Annotated in this window: 14 protein-coding genes, 1 tRNA gene and 1 pseudogene; 7 read left to right on the top strand and 9 right to left on the bottom strand. The window is 44.9% G+C overall.

Annotated features, from left to right (window positions below; genetic code table 11):
- The first annotated feature begins 200 nt into the window (after window positions 1-200).
- From C8N40_RS04280 to C8N40_RS04255, 6 genes are all read left to right on the top strand, one after another.
- Window positions 201-1676, top strand: coding sequence for a catalase (locus C8N40_RS04280; RefSeq protein ID WP_211318041.1), 1476 nt, complete (start codon window positions 201-203; stop codon window positions 1674-1676).
- A gap of 95 nt (window positions 1677-1771) precedes the next feature.
- Window positions 1772-3028: a glutamyl-tRNA reductase gene (hemA, locus tag C8N40_RS04275; RefSeq protein ID WP_108210558.1), complete on the top strand. Its 1257-nt coding sequence runs from the start codon at window positions 1772-1774 to the stop codon at window positions 3026-3028.
- Entirely contained in the window at window positions 3021-4097 is a 1077-nt protein-coding gene (gene hemH / locus C8N40_RS04270; protein ID WP_108210557.1) for a ferrochelatase, read from the top strand. The genes hemA and hemH overlap by 8 nt, the downstream gene beginning before the upstream one ends.
- A gap of 50 nt (window positions 4098-4147) precedes the next feature.
- Entirely contained in the window at window positions 4148-4666 is a 519-nt protein-coding gene (locus C8N40_RS04265) for an ankyrin repeat domain-containing protein (protein WP_108210556.1), read from the top strand.
- 352 nt (window positions 4667-5018) lie between these two features.
- The gene (hscB, locus tag C8N40_RS04260) at window positions 5019-5555 is read left to right on the top strand and encodes a Fe-S protein assembly co-chaperone HscB (RefSeq protein WP_108210555.1); all 537 of its coding nucleotides are present in this window, start codon (window positions 5019-5021) and stop codon (window positions 5553-5555) included.
- 12 nt (window positions 5556-5567) lie between these two features.
- A tRNA-Leu gene (locus C8N40_RS04255) sits at window positions 5568-5651 on the top strand.
- Between the two features lie 748 nt (window positions 5652-6399).
- Here C8N40_RS04255 and C8N40_RS23400 read toward each other — a convergent pair.
- From C8N40_RS23400 to C8N40_RS04220, 8 genes and pseudogenes are all read right to left on the bottom strand, one after another.
- Window positions 6400-7215, bottom strand: a pseudogene (locus C8N40_RS23400) (recombinase family protein); the annotation flags it as partial.
- A 641-nt stretch (window positions 7216-7856) separates the two neighbouring features.
- Window positions 7857-9590, bottom strand: a complete 1734-nt coding sequence (locus C8N40_RS04245; protein WP_108210554.1) for a hypothetical protein — start codon at window positions 9588-9590, stop codon at window positions 7857-7859.
- Window positions 9583-10692 carry a hypothetical protein gene (locus C8N40_RS04240; RefSeq protein ID WP_146173508.1) on the bottom strand — a complete coding sequence of 370 codons (1110 nt, stop codon included), beginning with the start codon at window positions 10690-10692 and terminating at the stop codon, window positions 9583-9585. Before C8N40_RS04240 ends, C8N40_RS04245 begins: the two co-directional genes overlap by 8 nt.
- A 425-nt stretch (window positions 10693-11117) precedes the next feature.
- Window positions 11118-12173 (bottom strand): LPO_1073/Vpar_1526 family protein, encoded by a 1056-nt coding sequence (locus C8N40_RS04235; RefSeq protein WP_108210552.1) that lies wholly within the window; start codon window positions 12171-12173, stop codon window positions 11118-11120.
- Window positions 12163-12405, bottom strand: coding sequence for a hypothetical protein (locus tag C8N40_RS04230; protein ID WP_211318040.1), 243 nt, complete (start codon window positions 12403-12405; stop codon window positions 12163-12165). Before C8N40_RS04230 ends, C8N40_RS04235 begins: the two co-directional genes overlap by 11 nt.
- 131 nt (window positions 12406-12536) lie before the next feature.
- A complete protein-coding gene (locus C8N40_RS22390) occupies window positions 12537-12788 on the bottom strand; it encodes a hypothetical protein (protein ID WP_146173507.1) in 252 nt (83 codons plus the stop codon).
- 349 nt (window positions 12789-13137) lie between these two features.
- Window positions 13138-16884, bottom strand: a complete 3747-nt coding sequence (locus C8N40_RS04225; RefSeq protein ID WP_108210551.1) for a T9SS type A sorting domain-containing protein — start codon at window positions 16882-16884, stop codon at window positions 13138-13140.
- Window positions 16885-17491: 607 nt separating this feature from the next.
- On the bottom strand, window positions 17492-18595 hold the full coding sequence (locus C8N40_RS04220) for a type I restriction endonuclease (protein WP_108210550.1): 1104 nt from the start codon (window positions 18593-18595) through the stop codon (window positions 17492-17494).
- A 339-nt stretch (window positions 18596-18934) separates the two neighbouring features.
- On the opposite strand from C8N40_RS04220, the gene C8N40_RS04215 reads away from it, so the two are divergent.
- A complete protein-coding gene (locus C8N40_RS04215; RefSeq protein WP_108210549.1) occupies window positions 18935-19483 on the top strand; it encodes an REP-associated tyrosine transposase in 549 nt (182 codons plus the stop codon).
- A gap of 237 nt (window positions 19484-19720) precedes the next feature.
- Here C8N40_RS04215 and C8N40_RS04210 read toward each other — a convergent pair whose 3' ends face one another.
- Window positions 19721-21565 (bottom strand): PLP-dependent transferase, encoded by a 1845-nt coding sequence (locus tag C8N40_RS04210; protein ID WP_108210548.1) that lies wholly within the window; start codon window positions 21563-21565, stop codon window positions 19721-19723.
- Between the last annotated feature and the right edge of the window lie 20 nt (window positions 21566-21585).

Here is a 21585-nt window from a genome sequence, read left to right as displayed (position 1 = left end):
TCCCCCTCTCCATACTTACAAGAAGCTGAGATTTAAATAGCTGCAGAACCATATAATTTTTAGCTATCAGCGAATCAACTTAATTGATTTGAGTTATAACTTCGAGCCGGGCAATTTTGTGGTGTTAATAACCAATACACATCACAGACATGTTAAAAAAAGTACTTTTACTAGGAGTCACTCTTTTGGCGTCAGGGCACATGACTTTTGCGCAGCAGAAGCCCTTAACCACCAACACGGGTGCTCCTGTTGGCAACAACCAAAGCTCTAAAACAGCCGGTGAGAACGGCCCGGTACTGCTGGAAGACGTTCACCTGATTGAGAAACTGGCTGCGTTTGACCGGGAGCGCATCCCTGAGCGCGTGGTGCACGCCCGCGGTGCCGGTGCGCATGGGGAATTTGAAAGCTACGGCGACTTCTCAAAGTATACGCAGGCTTCGCTGTTCAACACCAAAGGCAAAAAAACACCGGTTTTCGTGCGCTTCTCCACGGTAGTGCATGAGCAGGGCTCCCCTGAAACGCTTCGCGACCCGCGCGGCTTTGCCGTTAAATTCTACACCGACCAGGGCAACTACGACTTAGTGGGCAACAACCTGCCGGTGTTCTTCATCCGCGACGCCATGAAATTCCCGGACATGGTGCACTCCTTTAAGCCATCGCCTATCTACAACAAGCAGGACCAGGGCCGCGTGTTCGACTTTTTGTCGCACCAGCCGGAGGCCACTAACATGGTAACCTACCTGTACACCAACCTGGGCACGCCTGCCAACTACCGCCAGATGGATGGTTTTGGGGTACACGCCTTTAAATGGGTAAACGCACAGGGCGAGTTAACCTACGTGAAGTATAACTGGAAATCGCTGCAGGGCGTGAAAAGCCTGACGGCCGCCGAGGCCTCTGCCGTACAAGCCAAAGACCACACACACGCCACCACCGACCTCTACGAGCAGATCAACAAAGGCAACTTCCCTAGCTGGGAGCTTTCGGTGCAGATGCTGAAGCCCGGGGATCTGGACAAGTTCGACTTCAACCCGCTGGACCCCACCAAAATCTGGCCTGAGGCTATCGCGCCAAGTATGAAGATTGGTAAAATGACGCTGAACCGCGTGCCGGGCAACTTCTTCGAAGAGGTAGAGCAGGCAGCTTTCTCTCCGGGCACGCTGGTGCCTGGCATCGAGCCATCAGAAGACAAATTGCTGCAGGGCCGCGTGTTCTCTTACTTCGATACGCAGCGTTACCGCCTGGGCACCAACTTCCAGCGCATCGATGTAAACGCTCCGAAGGTGGAGGTAAACAGCAACAACCAGAACGGCGCCTTCAGCAACCGCGGCAAAAACTCTAACATCAACTACGAGCCAAGCGTGACCAGGAAGGATACCGATACCAAAAAGTATGAGTACTCGGTGAGCAAAATTGATGCGGAAACCATGCAGCGCGTGATTTCAAAGGAGAACAACTTTGCACAGCCCGGTGAACTGTACCGCTCCCTTTCCGAGGCTGACAAAAAGCACCTGATCAGCAACCTAGCCGGTGACTTCAGCCAAATCCAGAACAAGGAGATAGTGAACAAAATGGTGAGCTATTTCTACCAGGCCGACGCTGACTACGGCAACCGCCTGATAAAGGCCCTGAAACTGAACAAAGCCGAAGTTTTAGGACTGATTTCCCAAAAGTAAAAAGTATAGCGGGTCGGGCGTGAGCCTGGCCCGCCCTTACAACCCTCTCCCTAACCCATACTTGCCCGACCAACATTTATACTTTTTTAATCGATATGAGCGCTCTTCAGCTTATTTCTATCTCGCACCAAACGGCCACGCTGGAATGGCGGCAGGCGCTACAGCTGAGCAGAGAAGAGGCGGCGGCTTTTATGCTGGAGCTTCGGGCAGAACAGCTGGTAGCAGGTGCGATGGTAGTAACTACCTGCAACCGCACCGAGGTATATTATGAGACAAGCCATGCCACGCCCGGCATGATACAGGAAAAACTGCTGCGTTTTAAAAGTATAAAAGACACGGCAGCCTTTGCCCAACGCTTTACACACTACACCCACAGCGAGAGCACCCTGCATTACCTGCTGGAGGTGGGCATGGGCCTGCGCTCGCAGGCTATCGGCGACAGGCAGATCATCACGCAGTTTAAGGACAGCTACAAGCTGACCAACGACCTGAAGGTAGGAAGCCCGCTGCTGCACCAGGCGCTGCAAACGCTCTTCCGGACGCACAAACGCGTACACAACGAAACCGATTTCCGGGCAGGAGCCGCCTCGGTGGGCTACGCTGCCCTGGAGCGCCTCACGGATTTTTACACTAGAAAAGACTTCTCCGCCAAGCGCATGCTGATAATCGGCACCGGCCAAATGGGCACCGACATTGCCCGCTATACCGCCTCGTTTGGTTTTACAGCCATCACCCTGACCAACCGCACCGACGCCAAAGCAGCCAAGCTTGCACAGGAGCTAAACGTGCGGCACATTCCTTACCAGCACTACCTTAAAGAGCTAAGCAATTTTGATGTAGTGGTGAGTTGTGTGGGCGGCGGGAAACAGCTGCAGCCGGAGCAATTCGGCACGGCCAAAGCAAAACGCGTGCTGCTGGATTTATCGGTGCCGCAAAGTATAGCCCCGGCTGCCGGGCAGCTGGCCCATACCACGCTCGTTAACATCGACCAACTCAACAGCCGCACGCAGGCCGTGCTGGCCACACGACAGGCAGCCATTGCGGAGGTGGAGGCAATCATTGCAGAGGAGACTGAGCAGTTTTCCGGGTGGCTGCAGGACCAGCCCGTGGCCAAAACCATCAGCGACTTAAAAAGCTTTTTTGCAGACGTGCTCACTTCCGAGCTCGAAAGGCATCAGGTATCAGCTGATACAGCAGCTGTAAAGGCAGCCACCAAGGCCGCGCTGGACCGGCTGATACGCCGTCCGGCAGGCGCGCTAAGGGCAACAACAGGCGAAGATAGGCTACAACTTCTAGCCTCCATCCACACACTTTTTAACATACCCCTAACCGAGGAGACTCCCCATGTATAATTTAGGAAAAACCGGCGTGCTGCTCATCAACCAGGGCACCCCCGACAGCCCGGCCGTGACCGATGTGCGCAAGTACCTGCGCGAGTTCCTGATGGACGCGCGCGTGATGGATATCCCTTACCTGAACCGCTGGCTGCTGGTGAACCTCATCATCGCCCCTACCCGCGCGCCCAAGTCGGCTAAAGTATACCAGGAGCTCTGGACGCCTCAGGGCTCGCCGCTGAAAGTATACGGCTACGAGGTGGCACAGCAACTGCAGGAATCGCTTGGGCACAAGTATGTGGTAAAGCTGGGGATGCGCTACCAAAGCCCGTCCATACCCGATGTGCTGGCTGAGTTTAAACAGCAGGGCATCACAAAACTGGTTGTGATTCCGCTTTACCCGCAGTATGCCTCGGCAACCACCGGCTCTGCGCTGCAGCAGGTGGCGGAGGTGGTGGGCAACTGGCAGGTAGCGCCGGAGCTGCACACGGTGCAGAACTTTCTGAGCCATCCCAAGTTTCTGGAGGCCTTTGCCGAAAACGGCAGACGCCAGTTAGCCCAGGAAGAGTATGACCACGTGGTATTCACCTACCACGGACTGCCCGAGCGACAGCTGCACAAGAACGACCATGTGGCCAATTGCCACGCCGCCAACTGCACCCAGGCGTACAATAGCCTGAACCAGCATTGCTACCGCGCCCAGTGCTACGAAACCAGCCGCCTGTTGGCCGAACAATTAGGCATTGCCCCTGCAGATTACACGGTGGCTTTCCAGTCGAGGCTGGGGAACGCGCCCTGGATTAAGCCTTACACCGAAGACGTGGTGGAGCAACTGGCAAAACGCGGGGTGAAAAAGGTACTGGCCTTTGCGCCATCGTTCATAGCCGACTGCCTGGAAACAACAGTGGAGGTTGGCCGCGAGTACCGGGAGCTTTTTGAGGAGCACGGCGGGGAGACCTGGCACCTGGTAGAAAGCCTGAACAGCAGCCCGCTTTGGATAGAGTGCCTGCACGACCTGGTATTGGCTGCCGCCGGCACGGCAAAAATCGAAACCGAAAAGCATACTTACCTGGGCCTGACCGCCTGATTTTATACTTCTAACATCAAATCAACATTAACAACAAAGTATAGCCAACCATGAAATCATTTATTTTAAACATCCTGTTCCTGTTTATACCTGCCCTGGTTTTTGCGCAGCCCGACAACCTGATTTCGGCAGCCAGAGCCGGTGACGTAGCCGCCATCAAACAGCACCTGCAAAACAACGCCGACATCAACGCCACCGACCAAAGAGGCTTCAGCCCGCTGATTATTGCCGTGTATGGAGGCCATCAGGAGGCCGTGACAGTATTGCTGGAGGCCGGTGCCAACATCAACCAGCAGGATGCCTCGGGCAACACTGCCTTGATGGGCGCCGCTTTTAAAGGCTATCCGGCAATCGCGGAACTGCTCCTTAGCAAGGGCGCTGACGTGAACCTGCGGAACGGCAACGGCGGTACTGCCCTGATGTTTGCCAGCATGTTCGGCCGCAACGATGTGATGAAGGTGCTGGTAAACCACGGCGCCGACAAAAGTATAAAAGACCAGCGCGGCCTCACCGCCCTGGACTTGGCCACACAGCAAGGCAACCAGGAAGGCATCGCGCTGCTGCAGTAGCTTTCCGGTAGTTTGAAGGGTGATATAAACCTGCCACTCTAAAGAGATGGTTCTGGGAACGATTGTCATCCCCCTACCCCCTTCAAAGGGGGACTTATCTTAAAGTGTAATTCCCCTCTGGGGAGGGGTTAGGGGTGGGTTCATCCCCCTTGAACCACAAGTATAGAACCTGCGCAACAGGCTTTAAGGAGATTGCGGCGCAGGTTCTATACTTTGGCAAAGGGTATTTCCGGCATGTAAACCTGGTGCCAGTAGCAACGAATCAAAACAAAGCGTGCTATTTTGCTGTACCTTTGCAAAGTATGGCTGCCTTAGTTGGATTGGCTGATAAATGTTAATTGATAATTGATCGATGCAAAACTACTTCGAGTTTTACGATATACCTGAGAGCTTTATACTTGACGAAAAGGCGCTGAAGAATATTTACTACAAGCTGAGCCGCGAGTACCATCCGGATTTCTTCGCCAACGAACCGCAGGAAAAGCAGCAGGAGATTCTGCAGCTGAGCACCCAGAACACCAACGCCTACCGCACCCTCTCCGACCCGGACCTGCGCATGCAGTACATCCTCAAAGAGCACGGGCTGCTGGAAGAAGGCGGCAAAAACGAGCTTCCGGGTGATTTCCTGATGGAAATGATGGACATTAACGAGGAGCTGATGGAACTGGAGTTCAACTTTGACGCCGACAAGCTGCACGAGATTGGCGAGAAAACCGCCGGACTGGTGGCGCAGCTCGACAACGACATTTTACCGGTGCTGCAGCGCTACCCCGAGTTGCACGGCATCACCAAAGACGAGGCCCTGCAGGAGGTGAAAACTTACTACCTGAAGAAAAAATATTTATTGCGTATTCAGGAAACATTATCTAAGTTTGCATCCCGTTCCTGACAGAAAGGAGATGCCTTGGTGGCGGAATCGGTAGACGCGTTGGTCTCAAACACCAATGAGGTAACACTCGTGCCGGTTCGACTCCGGCCCAAGGTACAGAAGCGGTGGGATTAGCAAAATTGCTGATTCCACCGCTTTTTTTATGTGTACTACTCATTGAACCTGAGGTGTTTATATCAAATATTATATTTATTTCAGGGGTTCGATAACTCTTAATTTCTTTAACATACGAAACACCCTGAGGAAACACCAATTCTTGAAGTCTCTTCTTGATACTAATCTCTGCCTCTTTCCACAAATCATGAAGATTTGCAGAAACATAAACTGCAAAATTGATGAATTCTTCAGGGTTCGATAACTCAACTTCAAGAAGATTATATTCATGAACAACTGCTGCCTTCCCTTCTTCTAAGAGCAATCTATGTTCCTCATAAATCTCTTTGTCGAGACCTTCATAAAGCCATTTATCTGTAAGTAACCTCTTTTTATCATCATAATCTTTTATAGCTACTTCAAGCTTTCTCTTTTTAAGGATTGATTCTTTTTGATAGTCTAAATAAGTAGCCTTAAGTTGTTTTTTGAACACTCCATGCAGACTCTTGTTGATTGATAGTTTAGAGAGAAAGCTAATAAACTCTTGTTCTGCTATTTTGGTGGATACATTGGTGTAACAGCTTGGATTGTTACATTTATAGTAAAAAAACTTTCCATTGGGTTTAGTTCTCTTCTTAGCTTGATATCCTGTGAACTTTCGACCACATGCACAGCTTATAAAACCTTTCAATGGATAGAATGGTGCAGCATTGATATAAGACTGAATTATCTCTTTGTTTGCTCTTACTCGCTTTACCTTCTCCCACAGGTCTACAGAAATAAGCGGTGGATGAACACCTTTAATTGGTTCATAATCTAATAATCTGTGGACAATTAATCCACAGTAGAAAGGATTATTCAAAATATCACTCCACCTTCTAATATCACGCCTAAAACCTTTCCTATCCATCTTATTTTTGATTGATGTAATAGTATCTCCTGAGGCGATTAATACAAATGCTTCTTTTATCAACTCACCTTCCTTGGTGATTTCTACTGACTTCTTATCTCTGTTTTTGGTATAACCAATTGGTAGCTTAGTTGGCCATATCCCTTGTTTTAACTTCTCGACAATACCTGCCTTCGTGCGCTCGCTTTTCTGTTCATTATCAAAGTTCGCCAGCATTAACTGTAAAGCTCTTGAAAGCTTACCCGTTGATGATTTTGTATCAATATGTTGGGTTGCAGAAAGAACTTCAATGCCCAACTGCTTCAACTCATAGACAAGCATAAGATTCTCTTCTGACCTTGAGAACCTTGAATAATCATAGACAATTACACCATGTATGTCCTTCTTATGCTTCTTAATGTAATCTAACATTGCCTGAAACTGCTTACGTCCCTTATCAGTTTTCGCACTTTCGTATGTGTCACCGAAGAGCTTAACTACATTGTAACCATTCTTCTTAGCAAATTCCTCACATACTTTCTTTTGAGTTCCTAAGCTGGCATTGTTATTATATTGCTCCTTCGTACTTACACGAGTGTATATCACTACATTGTTAGTCTCTTTCTTTTGAGAGTTTTTCTTCTGTCTTTTGTTCGTAAAAAGGTCTTTCTTCTTCATGCGTTACATTTATTGAATTTAAATTTTACCAGTTAAAAAGTACGTGTCTGCAATTATCTCACAGAATAGCCTTAAAGACTCTGCAATAATCATTGCGTGTTCATTATTCAAGTTCTCATAATCTTTACATTTTAATATTTCCTTCGTTTTGACAATAGAAGAGCGATTATTCTGAATGTCAGAATAATTTGATTGTTTTATCATGTTTGGGGATTTTATTGATTGGTCTATATGTATTAGACACTAAAAACCCTCATATCTAACGATGTACTTGTAAAATATTATTAATATACTGATTATCAATTAAATAAAAAAATTATAAAAGAATTGGATGTATGAAGTTTAGCCTTGAAAAATTGAATTTTTTATAAAAATTATATAAATGGGGTCAGTACATGACATTCTTGGTAGGGAGAGAAAGGAGGAGAGGGGATATAGCCCTATTTTGCTGTCTAAAACCATGTAAAGTGCAAAAAGTAAAGAAATAAACAGGTGATTTATTGTAGCAATTGCCTCATATTAGATACAGAAAGGAGTGATAAAAAGGGGTTATGGAACATATAAAAAAAGCCTCATAAGTAGTTAACTTAAGAGGCTTTAATGCCTACTCTAATAAGGTAAGCCCTACTCAAAACCTATAACTAATGGCTATTTATTACTTCTAATGTCTCTAATAAGTAATCTGAAAAATTATCATCATAATCAGAAAGGAAAGCTCGTTCATCTACTCCATTACCTATACAAATAAGGTGGGCTTCATTATCAAAGAACTCACTATTAAACCTTTTAACTTCGCTTTCTAAATCATTAATCTCTGCAATAGAGAAAAAAGTTTGAGTATCCTTTGGCCTATTATTACTGATAAACTCAATTATCAAATCTTTATTTTTGTATTCTATGTCTTCTTTGAAGATAGCATCTAATATGAAAGGAAGCCTGTGAATATTCTGATTTTGCTTTATTAGTCTATTAAATGCAAAGTGATAAGCCATAACTGTTTTATGTAATTCTACTCCCTGATATGGGAAGGCAGAAATCTTATAAATGTTCGTATATCTATCCTCTACAAGTGATTTAACCTGCAACTGAGTTAAGTAGTTTTTAAATAACGTAGCAAAAGATTTTATCCTATTATTTCTCTCTGTTACTACTTCTTCCTCAGTCTTATAGCTTTCTAAATCTTTTTTAATCTGCTCTTCTTCTCTTACTAATCCTCCAAGATTCATAGTGATATTCTCACTAAGTCTGATATTTGCTTTATTTCTTAACCAGTCTTCAAAAGTTATACCCTCTTCAAAGTACGTGCTAAGTATTTTATATTCTTTATGCACATCTTTCTTAAGCTTTGAAATTTTACTGTAAAGTGAATTAACCTCAGATTGTGTCTTTTTGATTTTATCCTTGTACTTAGTTATTTCTAATTCAGTATCATTTGATTCCTGATGATATTTATATGTTGCAGCAAGATTCAGAGGCAAACTTTGTAAACATACAGGACAACTTCCATCAACTGGACGCTGTGTTTTATGATGATTAGCTACTTTAGATAGAACGGATTTCCTCTGTATAAACAGGCTGAGTTCATTACACTTTAAGGTGTATTCTTTTTCTTTATTAGCTAACTCCTTCTTTTTAGTCCTAAATGTCTCGAGATACTTTAACGATTCTTTTGTGAATTTCTCATCAATGATTCTTGCAACCTGTAAGTCTATATTATTACTTTCAAACTTAGTGAAGAAGCTTTTTTCCTTATGCAATACCTTCAATCTATCCTCTAATCGCTGCTTGGAAAGCCTGTCAAAAAAATTATCAATCCCCAAATAGTAATCAAGATAATCATCTTTGAAGTTTCTGTAGTAGTCTAAGTTGCTAAAGGATTTACGGAGATATACCCAACCAACAGCCTGAGAAATATAATAGGGTAAAAAAATTGTTTCGATAGGTGCTTCTTTATATTCATTTTTGCTTTCTAAATACAATGAGAATCCTAAAAGCTTATGAAAGAAATGTTTAAGCTTTATGTGTTCAACAGAATTATCACTACCAATCCCATTGAACCTTAAAACAGGTTTATTAGCTCTTTTTACAATCAAACTTTCATCTTCTCTTATAAGTGTAAGATTTTCTTCTGTTTGATTGCCATATAAAGTACAGTCCAGACGAAAAATTACTCCCCCATATTGGAGAATCTCATGTAGTTGAAGTTTAACATCATTTATACCAAATACATAAAGTAAAGAAAGTAGTAGCGTACTTTTCCCTGATGTATTACGCCCATGTATAATGTTAACACCTTTGCCAAATTCAACACTGAAAAATTTATTCGCTTTATCTGAATAGGCAAAAAGTCTATTGAACTCTATTTTCTTATTCATGATGATTGATTAACTCTATACATGCCGCAAAAACAGCGGCTTTCAATTCAATATCAGATAGTTGAGAGTTATTCTCTGACTTAAATTTTTTAAACATTTCTTCTACAAGCATCACTTCATCAGTACAACTTTCAAGCAGTTGAATATTATTTCTTACAAAAGATAATATTTTGATATGTTCAGCCTGATGGTAATCTTTAAATAAATCAAAACTATTATTGAAATGTAGCTCAAACTCTTTTTGCTGTATAAGATTAATACCTAAAGACTTAGCAAAATATCTTTTCTGATTCCGCCATGTTTCAAAAGCCATTTGCTGAGAAGTAATGATATTTAAAGCTTTATCAATAACATCACTCTCCACCCTTTTTTTCTTATCTAACAGGTTAGCCTTGTATCCTTGATTAAAAGCAGTTTCTATCTCTCTAAACAGTTCTAATAAAGTATGAATGGCTGCATTGGGGTCTTTGACTTTGTTATTGAAAGTCAAGATAAACTTACCAATTAGCTGCTCAATATGACCCTGTCGAGTTTTACCAAAGTCAATGAAACAAAACTTTATGTTCTCAACTTCATCAAGTGCTGTAAAATTAAGCCCTAACTTATTCTTAACTTTTTCTTCAAGACAGTCTCTAATCTTCTTATCCAACTTAATGAACTCTACCCAATTATTTGATTGATTGATTGTAGTAGTTACCACTTTAGGTTTACTTCCTACTCTTAATGTTATTGCATCATTAGTAACAAAATGTAGTGCATGCGAATAGCATTTATCCTTTTGTATTGAGTCTTCTTTTAGAGCTACTCCAACTTCTACCAATTTTCTTAAGATGTCACACAATTCATCTGAAACACCCCACTTACCAGAGGATTTTTTGGCTTGATATGCATCAATTGAAGTTAACTCTCCATTATCATTCTGGAAGCAGAATAGAAAATCATCATGATGTTCTAAACAGATGAAGTACTTCTTTCCTTTTAGTTTTTCATAGCTATCCAACAGAAGAAACAGTGCACAATGCTTCTGAAACTCAATGCCTGTAGCATTGTGAACCCCTGCATTTAAACTTTTAGATACATTTGCCATTGCTCCTACTTCCAAGTTTTTCTATCTCACAGTAGCAAGAACTATTTAATTTGCTTTGTGAATATTTTGCTAAATATAAAGAAATTGAAATATTTTTTACTGACAACTACTATATGTATAAAAAAAGAACTGGTATAAGCCAGTTCTTTTAAGTTGTTAATATTAGTAAATATGAAGAAGCTGCAGATGTTAGTACTATTGATTCTTATATGTTGTTCAACTCCGACTGTGCATTTATAATAAGCTCATAAAGTCTTGAATGTTCCAATTTAAGCCAGTTCATGAACGCATTGATATTTAGAATATCAACCAGTATTCGGTTCGATTCTAATACACTTAGGGGTACATTTAGAGAATAAAAGACCTGTAAATCAAATGTTTACAGGTCTTTTTTGTTTTTGGGGGACGGAATTATATCTGTTTTCTGTTCCTAGATATCATTACTTTATCCAGATCGATAAATCTAATGTCATTCCTGTCCTCCTTCTGAAGTTTGCATGAGCTATTGCTATACCTACGAATGACAACTCAAAATTACTAAACCTTGAGCTACTAAGGACGGAGAAAATTTTATCAAAACATTTATTAGTGTTTAGAAGTAGTTCTTTTATCTGAGTTGAATTCATAGTAGAGCTTTCGAAAGCTTGTCTATATTTCTGCTTTAACTCATTAGGAACATGAAATTTTTCCATTTGCTGCTCCAACATTTGATCATCTAACGCAGATATCTGGAGTAAAGCGTCATTATGAAAGCAATGGATTATTAATGAAGGAAATTGACACGGACCACCCAGCAACTTCTCCAACTCTTCTATTGTCATGCCTTTTGAAAATAACCCCTTATAAGTTCTTCTCCAGTTATCTTCAAGATTACCATAACTTCCAGTCCGAATATGGCCACACCTCTGAAATTCTAAATAACTATAGAGATTGTTTTCAGTAGAAAGATTCGGCACAAATGGTTCAATTTCCCTTTGTATCATCACTTTTAAATCATCGAAGGACCTTAAATTCAAACTTTTAGTCCTAATCAGCAAGAAAATAAGGGTTAGCGTATCCAGTTGCTCAACTGTTAGCGAAGGAGCTATTTTTAATGCCTCATCCAACACAAGCTGAACCATATTTCTGGTTGAAGCTTGAGCCCTATCAACAAGGATATCAACAAGTAAATCTCCCAAGTCAGTATCTCCTGATTTTGCGTACTCCTTCTGCGTCGTAAAAAGGGCATCTTGCATGGCAGGCTCCTGAAATTGCTGAAGAGACTCAGGACTCTTCTCATTCAGCTTGTTTAGAAACTTTTCTGTGATTTCTTCTGCTCTTTGTTGAGCCACTTCTGCAGCTTCATACTTAAGAGTTATGAAATTGCTTATAAACAAATCTTGGAAGATTTCCTTAGCATCCCTATAAGTAATTCCATTATAGATATTAACATTCTGCCCCTGTAAATTAGTAGAATTCTGCCCACCTTCTTGTTTTAAATTTTTATCATTTATCATTATTTGAATTAATATTTATATCGCCAACTGATTGATAATTTTTGGAGTTGCTACCTCCTTTTTGCTTCATCTTTATTTTGCCTTTTTCTTCTGAGTTAGAATATACCAGAGTTATCAAACTACTTAGTAATCCCAAAGATGTCACAAGAGGCTCCCAATCTTGATTTGTCATTAGCCAAATCAAAGAGGCTAATAAGGCAACGATATTTAAAATTATTAGTATCTTTTTCATTCTATCATGTGGTAAGCTATTGTTATAACTACCAAATTTTAAGCTAAGGAAGAAACAAATAAATGAATTATTTAATATAAACATACATCTTTAATACAAAAAGCCGGAGTAAACCACTCCGGCTTTTTGTATTAAAGTTCATCATCCATTTCTAATATCGCTGAATATTCATCATAATTAGGACAATAGAGAAAGTAACCTATTTGCCTTACCACCCCTGATCTTGCCCAATGTGTTTGTTCCACATCAAGAAGCTCCTCAAATGTAAATTCGTCTCTTAAGCTCTCACAATTTCGACAATCATCTATTCTCTGATTTATTGCCTTGGCTTTAGGCTTATTATTCTGGTTGTTCTTCTTTTTTCTATTTCTTGATACTGGCATGATCTTGTAGATTTATGTTTTCTAATATTCTTCTATTCTTATTCTCTAGTATTCTTATTCTCTAGTCGGTCATAAAACCTGATGGTAGTCTTATCCAAAGGCACAAGATGAAGCTTGCAGAACTCAAGCGGCACTTCCTCAATCTCATCCTTCTTAAGCCTCTGTAGTTCCTCCAAGAAGCTGTAGTCCGTATAGAAGTCGGTATAAAGTGCAGAGATAGACTTGGAGCAGTTCCAGACCTGACACTTAGACTCAGCTTTGTTCTTCGTGACATATTGTGCAACAAGGCAAAAAAGCCCTGCAGACTTTCATCTGCAGGGCTTTTTTGTTTTCAGACAAGAAGATAGCTTTACCTATCCACGACAACTTTTACAGACTGTACCTTATCTCCCGTACTTAAGCGCACCAGGTACATGCCTTTCGACAGGCCGTCGGCGCTCAGTTCGTGTTCGTACCGCTTGCCGGCTTCTGTCTGCCCGGCGGCAATAGATCGCACCAACGCTCCTTTCAGATCGTAGAGTTCCAACGTATAACCTGCCTCGCTGTCAGTTGCAAAAGAAAGGGTGGTACGGCCAGAGAAGGCAGTGGGATAAGCCAGCAAGTCTTGGGTGGCAGGCTCCACCACAGCGTTTTGTGAGATGGCACTGCTCAGGCTATTGGACTGTGGTTTGTTGATGATAATGTCGCCCCTGTCAATAGCGTTGCAGGCCGGAGCGTTGAGATCCAAACTGGCAGAAGAACAGCCCACCTGGTTGTCATAAACTACCGCGCCCTCGGTTCCATCCTCCTCAATAACCCATACCCTGAGCCGCAGTTGGTCAGGGCCAGTACTTGAGCCAAGTTGCCCGTCGGTGGCGGCAATAAGGTAGCCGAATTGGCGCTCGTCCCTGTCGGTGTCTAACCCCCGCTGGTGGAATAGGATACCTGTACCCTTAAAGAAGGCCCTGTTTCCTGAGATAACCAGCGAACCGTCCTCCACGCTGGTGCTGCGGAAGATAACGGGACCAGCGTCCAGAATCATCAGGGTTGATCCCTGCACCCTTTCTTCACCCGTATACCTGGCTACAAAGCCCCAATAAAGCATCCCGCCCTGTCGCATCAATTCGTACCCGGCATTGGTTGAGGACACGCTCCAACCTCCACCAGAGACATACCCGGCCTCGGAGTCGTAGACGTAGACATAAATAGCTGCGCTTTGAGCTTCACAGCTTCCCGCTGCACTGTACTCTACGCTAAGTTTGTAGACATTTGGCTCCTCCGGCCAGTCCACCATAATGGCGCCTGTACCTTGGCCCCTGAAATCAGTATAAGCATTGCCGTCTATATCAGTTATCGCCCAGGTATAGGAAGTGGCCCCGAGGGTGGAGATGGAGTAGGCGGAGTTGCTGGTACCCACGGCAGCATTGGTACTGCCAGTGATGTTTGCCCTAGCCAATGGCAGACACTGACTGTATTTAACAGTGAGAAAGTCATAAAGCGTTTCAGGGCTGTAGCTATAGCCGGTGATGATGAGATTCCCTTCCCTATCCAACGCCATGTCTACCGCCACATCCTCCTGGCTCTGCGGGCTGCCATAACGCTCTGCCCATACTTGTTCTCCGGTAGTGGCGTCGTAGCGCACGGTGGCAAAGTCGCCATGCTGGTTCGCATCGTAGCTAACACCTGTCACGTAAACGCCGCCGGTATTGTCAACGGCTATAGCTGCGGCAGAGTCTCTGCTGCTGGTGGAGCCATCGTAGCGGCTAACCCAGCTTTCTGCGCCGGTGGCCGCATCGTAACGGAGCGTAGCATAATCGCTGGTGTTGCCTGCTATACTGGTGCCGGTAACATAGACGCCCCCTGCCATGTCTGCGGCAATGGCAATGGCTCTGTCGTCGCTGCTGTTTTCCCCAGTATAGTTACTGACCCAGCTCGCTGCGCCTGTTGCCGCATTGTAGCGGACGGAAGTATAATCAAATCCGCCATCAGCGCTTCCACTATACCCGGTAACGTAAACACCACCCGCGTTATCTGTTGTGATGGCAGTGGCAACATCCGCGCTGCCGGCCTTGTCGTAACGGCTTGCCCAACTCTCCTCTCCCGTTAAGGCGTCGTAGCGCACGGTGGCAAAGGCAGTGTTGGTGCTGTCGATCGCGCTGACGCCAGTAACGTAGACGCCGCCCTGTTCATCAATCGTAATGGCAGCCGCTGAATCCATACTTGTGCCCTCAGGCCCGCTGTAGCGGCTGGCCCAGGTTTGCGCGCCGGTTGCCGCCTCATAACGCACGGTGGCATAGTCGGTGGTTAAGTCTTCGTTATAACTGAAACCCGTGACGTAGACGCCGCCGGCACTGTCAGCAGCAATAGCCCTGACATGATCAGCAAAGTTCATAGCAGGCCCGTTGTAGAAGCTAATCCAGCTCTGTTCGCCCGTTGCAGCATCATACCGGATGGTAGCGTAATCGTAGGAGAAGTTATCTAAATTGAAGTATAGCCCGGTTACATAAACTCCCCCCTGGTTATCTACAGCGATGCCACTGGTTCTATCGAAACTAAACTGGGCTGCCCACAACTCTTCGCCGGAAGGAGAATACTTAACCGTAACCACCCAACCGAAGCCTACCTTTCTGATGCCCGTTACATAGCTGTTCCCTTCTGCGTCTACAGCCACTGCTATGGCAAATTCATTCAGGTTTTCCCTGACGTTGTAGATCTGTGCCCATACTTGTTCACCTGTCGTGGCATCGTAGCGTACTGTGCCGAAGTCGGCATAACTCTCGCCTGTAACGATAACCCCACCTTGATTATCTATGGCAATGTCTCTGGCCAGGTCGGGGCTTTCGTTTGGCAACTCACGGGGGCCGTCGTAGGTGCTGAGCCAGCTTTGCTCGCCCGTTGCAGCCTCGTAGCGAATAGTGGCATAATCCTGGTTTGTTCGTTCGCTGTTATTGTTGAAGCCCGTCACATAAACCCCACCCAACGTATCCACGGCAAGTGCAGTAGCCAGGTCAAAACTGTTTTCGGAACTGTTGTAGAAGCTAACCCAGGCCTCTTCGCCTGTGGCCGCGTTGTAACGCACGGTGGCATAGTCTCTGTTCGAAAAATCGACGCTGGTGCTATTACCGGTGATGTAGACGCCGCCCTGGTTATCAACCGCAATGTCGATGGGGGAATCAAAGTTACCATTGGGCCCATCAAAATTGCTGGCCCACACCCTTTCTCCGGAAGTGGCCTCTAAGCGGAAAGTTATAAAATCGACAACAGAAAAGTCGTTGCTCCTTTGTTCTCCGGTAACGTATACTCCCCCCTGGTTGTCAACAGCAATGGCACTAGCTCCCTCAATACTGCCGGGTGCATCGTAAAGACTATTCCAGGACGCTGCACCGGTAGCAGCATCGTAGCGGACCGTCGAAATGTATACAGTGGTGTCACTGGAGCTATTTCCGGTAACATAGATGCCGCCCTGATCATCGATGGCCAGATCCACGGCTGAATCCTGGTTGTCACCTGGGCTATCATAGCGACTGACCCAGGTTTGCGCTCCGGTAGCGGCATCGTAACGGATGGTGGTGAAATTGGCAGGCACGTCAAAAACAGAACTGGTTCCGGTTACATAAACGCCGCCTTTGTTATCAACCTCTATAGCGCTTGGACTATCATTGTCGCCTACGGTTCCGAAGCGGCTGGCCCAGGTTTGCTCTCCGGTGGCGGCATCGTAACGGACAGTCAGCATATCAACAATGACGCTTTGACCTCCTTCGCCAACTTCAATGGTAGAATCTACGATAGCGCCCGTAAGATACACGCCACCCTGGTTATCAACCGCAATGCCAACCGGGAAAGAATGGAAGGCTTCATCAAACTTAACCCACAGTTGCTCACCAGTAGGTGAGTATTTGATGGTGAGTATTCCGGATGGGCCGGTCGTTCCTGTACTTCTGCCGGTTACGTAGCTGTTGCCTGCTGCGTCTACGGCAACGTCTACGGCAGACTCGTACACGTTACCCTCGCTGTTCCAGCGCTGGGCCCATTCCAGCTTCGGTTGCTGGGCTAAAACTGTAAAAGAAATCAGGCACAGCAGTAGCTGTAGCCCTGACGAAAGTATTATTATTTTCATAGCTAGAACGATTCATGTTGTATGTCTTCTAATAGCACGCGGCGACTCCTGCCAGAGCAGCAGGCTAGCGATAGGTTCAGGGTGGTTACCGGCTGTTACGGGATGTGCTGGTGTAAATGCAGGTTCATCTGCTCATCTGGGTGAGCAGGAATTGGGAGGAGATACTCCTGAGAAGGCTAAAAGTAGCTGTTATGACAAAGATTTGAATTCATAAACAACCGTTTCAACGCCAATGTGAGAGGAGAAGCAACTTCAATAGCGTTCTGAATAGCTATTTTAGTAAAGGAGAGGGAGGCCGTTTCCTGTGCAGCAAACCGCAGAAGAAACACCCGCTTCGCGTATAATAATTTTACGCGTGATTATACTTTAAAAGGTGCGACTTAAATAGATAAATAAGAGCGTTGGCAAAGTTATTCCTAGTTACTTGTGCAAAATGAGGCGGAGTTGGTAGCTGCGTTGGTCTTGAATATTGATGAGGTAACACTCGTGCCGGTTCGACCCTGACCCAAGGTAAAAAGCCCTGCAGATGAATGTCTGCAGGGTTTTGGTATTTATGTAGTTGGTGAAAATACCAACAATGGCGTTAGTTTTGGAGCGAACAAGCTGTTTATACAGTTTGTGGTTCAGAAACCTTCTCAAATCTCATCATAGAGTTGATAAGCTGTTCGGAGTAATCATAGATATTATCAAGCGATCCGATTTCAACCTTAGCCTCTTTCCCTGTATTATCTGTCCAGCTTATGTATTTCTTAGCAGCATTTAAATGAAGTCGGCAGATTGTTTTGCGGATGTTATCATCAAGCAAAATGTTTAGGTATCGCTGAGTATCTCGATAATATAATCTATTGCTGTCTACCTTAGTTCTTAAAATTGATTTTACTATAAAGAAGCCTTCTTTTTCTAACTCTGTAAATTCTATACTATTGTCTTCAGGTAGACTCGGAGCTACTGCCTGTGTTTGATCTGCCTTTTGCTCCTGATCTTCTTTGGCAGAATTTGCTTCATTGGAAAGAGCAGACTTTAGCCGGTCGCTTATTAGCTCGCTGACATACTGCTGTAAGGATTTCTTTACCATAGGAGTAAACTGCTCCATCACTTTAGAGGTCACCATCCCAGTATGGATTTGCTTTGCGAAGTAGCGTACAAATGGTTCTGTGGGATTGCTAAACTCAGCCCCTACTATCTTTTTGATTTCCCGGGTATACTTTAGTTCGGTAGCTGCGTTTACAATTTGGTCTACATCAAAGGCATTCTTCTGGTACTTCTTCAATTCATGAACAGCTGCCTCATTCATGTCTGTAATGTTAAATTCCCAGAATGGCCTGTTGTCCATCTTATTAGCTTCCTCTAAATCAGTATAGAAGCGGTAAATAATGCCATTCGTTAGAATGCCGAAGCGAGTGCTGCACACATGGAAATAGCGATGTAGCTGAGAGTTATGAACATTTAGTTCTTCCTTCCAATGCTTACACTCAATAATAATTATTGGCTTTCCATTCTTTTGAATACAGTAATCTACTTTTTCGCCTTTCTTGATTCCTAGATCCGCAACGAATTCGGGGATCACCTCAAGAGGATTGAAAACATCATAGCCAAGTGCCGCAATGAATGGCATCACAAAGGCGTTCTTGGTTGCCTCTTCAGTTTGAATAGTGTCTTTCATTCGGCTCACTTTTTCACCAAGAGCCTTTATCACGTCTATAAAGTCCATATACGCCTTGTTTTATAGCCAAAAATGTACTTATCAATAAATATATAAAATTATACTAATAATATAAAATATTTTATTCAAAATAATTTTATATATTTTCATATTTTAAACCTATACAATAGTTTATTTCTCTGGCGCAAGCGTCCGCTTGTGCCTTGCGACAGCAATACTACTTCACCTGCCCTGCATCAAAGCCAGCATAAATCCTAACCCGTAGCCAAAGCAGCGGCAGCACAAGCGGACGCTTGCGCTATGATGTAGTGTGTGGGTTTCTACAAAGACAATAGAACCTGACAGCCTGCAGCAAAGTATGGAAAGGCTCCAGCAAGTATAAAAAGCATGAGCAGGAAGTATAAATTCAGGGACCAGCACAAGCTATACTTTGTAAGCTTCCCGGTCGTGTACTGGGTAGACGTGTTCATCCGTGACGAATATCGGCAGGTGCTACTCGAAAGCCTGAGCTATTGCACAAAGTATAAAGGGCTGGAAGTATACGCCTACTGCATCATGACCAGCCACGTGCACCTAATCATCGGCAGCCAACAGGAGCCGCTCCAAAACATCTTGCGCGACTTTAAAAGCTATACTTCCACCCAACTCAGAAAAGCTATACAGGATAACCCGCAGGAGAGCCGCAAAGAATGGATGCTGTGGCTGATGCAGCGGGCCGGGAAGAAGAACGGCAACAACAATGACTTTCAGTTCTGGCAGCAGCACAACCACCCTATCGAGCTAAACACGAATTTTCTGCTGCAGCAGAAGTTGGACTACATCCACCAAAACCCGGTAGAGGCTGGCTTTGTCAGCCGCCCCGAGGCTTATACATACAGCAGCGCCGCTGCCTATGCAGGAGAACCTGGTTTGCTGGACATTATGCTGATCGAGTAACGTGGGGTATAGTATAAGCCGTTAACATCGCGGCACAAGCGGACGCTTGCGCCAGTGTTTTGTTACTCATATCCTGCCATCGTTGGTGTTATCACCAACAACAAAATCCCCAGCACAAACGGAAGCATGTGTTATAGCCCTAAAACGCCGTTAGCCGCTAATCACATCGCGTAAGCGAGTAACATAGCGGCTAACACAGGTTCGGTTGGCTTTGGTATTACCCTACCTCCACCAGCCTTATATCTGCTCTACAAAGTCTTTGAAAACTTTTTTATGTAGTTCCAGATCCAGATCAGGAGACAGGGATACCCGGGCAATATAATCTTTGTCGGCTTCCTTGGTCGTTCCTTGCGTGGAGGTGGCAGGTATCGTCCAGTAACAGCCCTTTAGCTGACCATAGCTCACACAGTATTTACTTTCATGGGGGATGCTTTTGATCATCATGTTGATCAATTTATCATTCAGCGCCCGCTTGTAGGTTTCCCTTTCTTCGTGCGTATTCCCTTTCGTAGGAAGATCCAGTGAAAACACAGACGGCGTAAATCCTTCTTTTGCCAGTTCCTCTGAAACAAAGTTAATCTTCGCCTCCGGCAGCGTATCTTTTATAAAGTTTACAAACTCCCGCGTGTTCCTGTAGGCATCTGCAATCCTTTGGTTCATGGAAGGCAGTTGCTCTGCCAGCATCTCTACCTGATGGTCCGTCGCCTCATTATCGCAAAGCAGCAGGTGCTTTTCAATCTTCTCCAGCAAGGCTTCCGCTTTTGCATTGGCTACACAGTAACCGGCTGTCGCTTTTCCGCCACTCGGGAATTTCGATCCGCTTACGTACGAAATGGTCCTTATCGAGGAGAGAATCCCATCTTTGCTTACAAATTGTACATTCGGGCAGAAGGTCTGATCCAGGATGAAAACCGGGTCAACCGCAACTTTGCCGGCTGCCGTCTTACGCGCTTTGCTTAGCACCTCCCTTAACTTTGCCAGATCCGGAACCTCGACTCTCGGGTTTGTCGGAATCTCCGCAATAATATAAGGCACGGCATCCTGGCGGGCGATTTCCTCCAGCACCGTATCTATACTTCGGACCATCTCATGCTCCCCATCCACCAGCAGGTCCACTATTTCCACCTTGTCGAGAGCGGCAGCTACCCGCCTGGCCTGGTCGTTTGTGCCGCCATAACAGTTTGGCGGAACAACAAATTTGATGTCTTTACCCGGATGTTTTTCCAGAGCCTCATGAACAAGACCCATCATGATCGCATATTGCGTAGACAGCCCGGAGGAACCAAGCAGCGCTTTCGTAGCTGTGCCGGTAATTTCTTTGATCAAGTTCTGAGCCTGTGCTTTGTTAGCTGCGGCATTGCCCTTCTCTTTATCAGCAGAAGACTTTCCTACCAGCTGCTGCAGGGCAGCGAAACAATTGGCCGGCGTCATGGCAATGCTCTCTCTCCTTCTTACATGCTGTATTTCTGAAACGTAGCCTTTGTTCTTCTCGCCATTTACCAAAATTATACTTCCGAGCTGCGCATGCACACTCACATAAAAGTCAATTTGAGGCGTGAGGGTAGCTTGCCCCACTTCATCATCCTGTGAATAGAAAACGGTGCTGCCGTCAAACTCAGTAATCTCTTCTACTTTCTCAACGTGCTCTAAGTCAAACGTATAGCCATACACACGCCTTAGAACTTCCGCGTCAAAGAAATCTGGTAAGGCACCTGTATACACGATGCGTGTATTCTTCTGTGCCAGTAAGTTTTTCCTTAGCACGGCCAAAACAGGCATCGTCCTGGAGGAGAAGCTGATGACTTGTTCCGGTTTTAACCCGTGTAAGCTGGCAATTGCCCACTCCAGCACCGAAGATAAGGGGTGGCCCAACCGGATGTAATCGAAAGCAGTGGGTAATGCACTGAGTGCTGCTGTCTCCGCATTACGGTCTTTAAACAGGCTTTCAAACTGCTCCAGGAATTCAGTTTTTGCCAGTTGTTCCTTGTAAATATCCAGTCGATGCGTTGTTAGCCTCAACCAGTCAGCTGGCATGTTTTCTAACACATCCTCAATATAACTCAGTACTTTATCTTCTTCCATAATAGTTGTATTGCGATAAG

This window comes from Pontibacter mucosus (assembly GCF_003054055.1).
GTDB lineage: Bacteria > Bacteroidota > Bacteroidia > Cytophagales > Hymenobacteraceae > Pontibacter > Pontibacter mucosus.
The sequence above is the reverse complement of the archived record's forward strand: the minus strand, read 5'-3'. Positions and strand labels throughout refer to the sequence as shown.

Bases quoted from the DNA above. Each gene is read 5' to 3' on its own strand.
- hscB (WP_108210555.1), top strand. From the start codon at position 5,019: ATGCAAAACTACTTCGAGTTTTACGATATACCTGAGAGCTTTATACTT.
- C8N40_RS04215 (WP_108210549.1), top strand. From the start codon at position 18,935: ATGAGCAGGAAGTATAAATTCAGGGACCAGCACAAGCTATACTTTGTA.
- C8N40_RS04225 (WP_108210551.1), bottom strand. From the start codon at position 16,884: ATGAAAATAATAATACTTTCGTCAGGGCTACAGCTACTGCTGTGCCTG.
- C8N40_RS04280 (WP_211318041.1), top strand. From the start codon at position 201: ATGACTTTTGCGCAGCAGAAGCCCTTAACCACCAACACGGGTGCTCCT.
- hemA (WP_108210558.1), top strand. From the start codon at position 1,772: ATGAGCGCTCTTCAGCTTATTTCTATCTCGCACCAAACGGCCACGCTG.
- C8N40_RS04245 (WP_108210554.1), bottom strand. From the start codon at position 9,590: ATGAATAAGAAAATAGAGTTCAATAGACTTTTTGCCTATTCAGATAAA.
- C8N40_RS22390 (WP_146173507.1), bottom strand. From the start codon at position 12,788: ATGCCAGTATCAAGAAATAGAAAAAAGAAGAACAACCAGAATAATAAG.
- C8N40_RS04230 (WP_211318040.1), bottom strand. From the start codon at position 12,405: ATGAAAAAGATACTAATAATTTTAAATATCGTTGCCTTATTAGCCTCT.
- C8N40_RS04210 (WP_108210548.1), bottom strand. From the start codon at position 21,565: ATGGAAGAAGATAAAGTACTGAGTTATATTGAGGATGTGTTAGAAAAC.
- C8N40_RS04265 (WP_108210556.1), top strand. From the start codon at position 4,148: ATGAAATCATTTATTTTAAACATCCTGTTCCTGTTTATACCTGCCCTG.
- C8N40_RS04235 (WP_108210552.1), bottom strand. From the start codon at position 12,173: ATGATAAATGATAAAAATTTAAAACAAGAAGGTGGGCAGAATTCTACT.
- hemH (WP_108210557.1), top strand. From the start codon at position 3,021: ATGTATAATTTAGGAAAAACCGGCGTGCTGCTCATCAACCAGGGCACC.
- C8N40_RS04220 (WP_108210550.1), bottom strand. From the start codon at position 18,595: ATGGACTTTATAGACGTGATAAAGGCTCTTGGTGAAAAAGTGAGCCGA.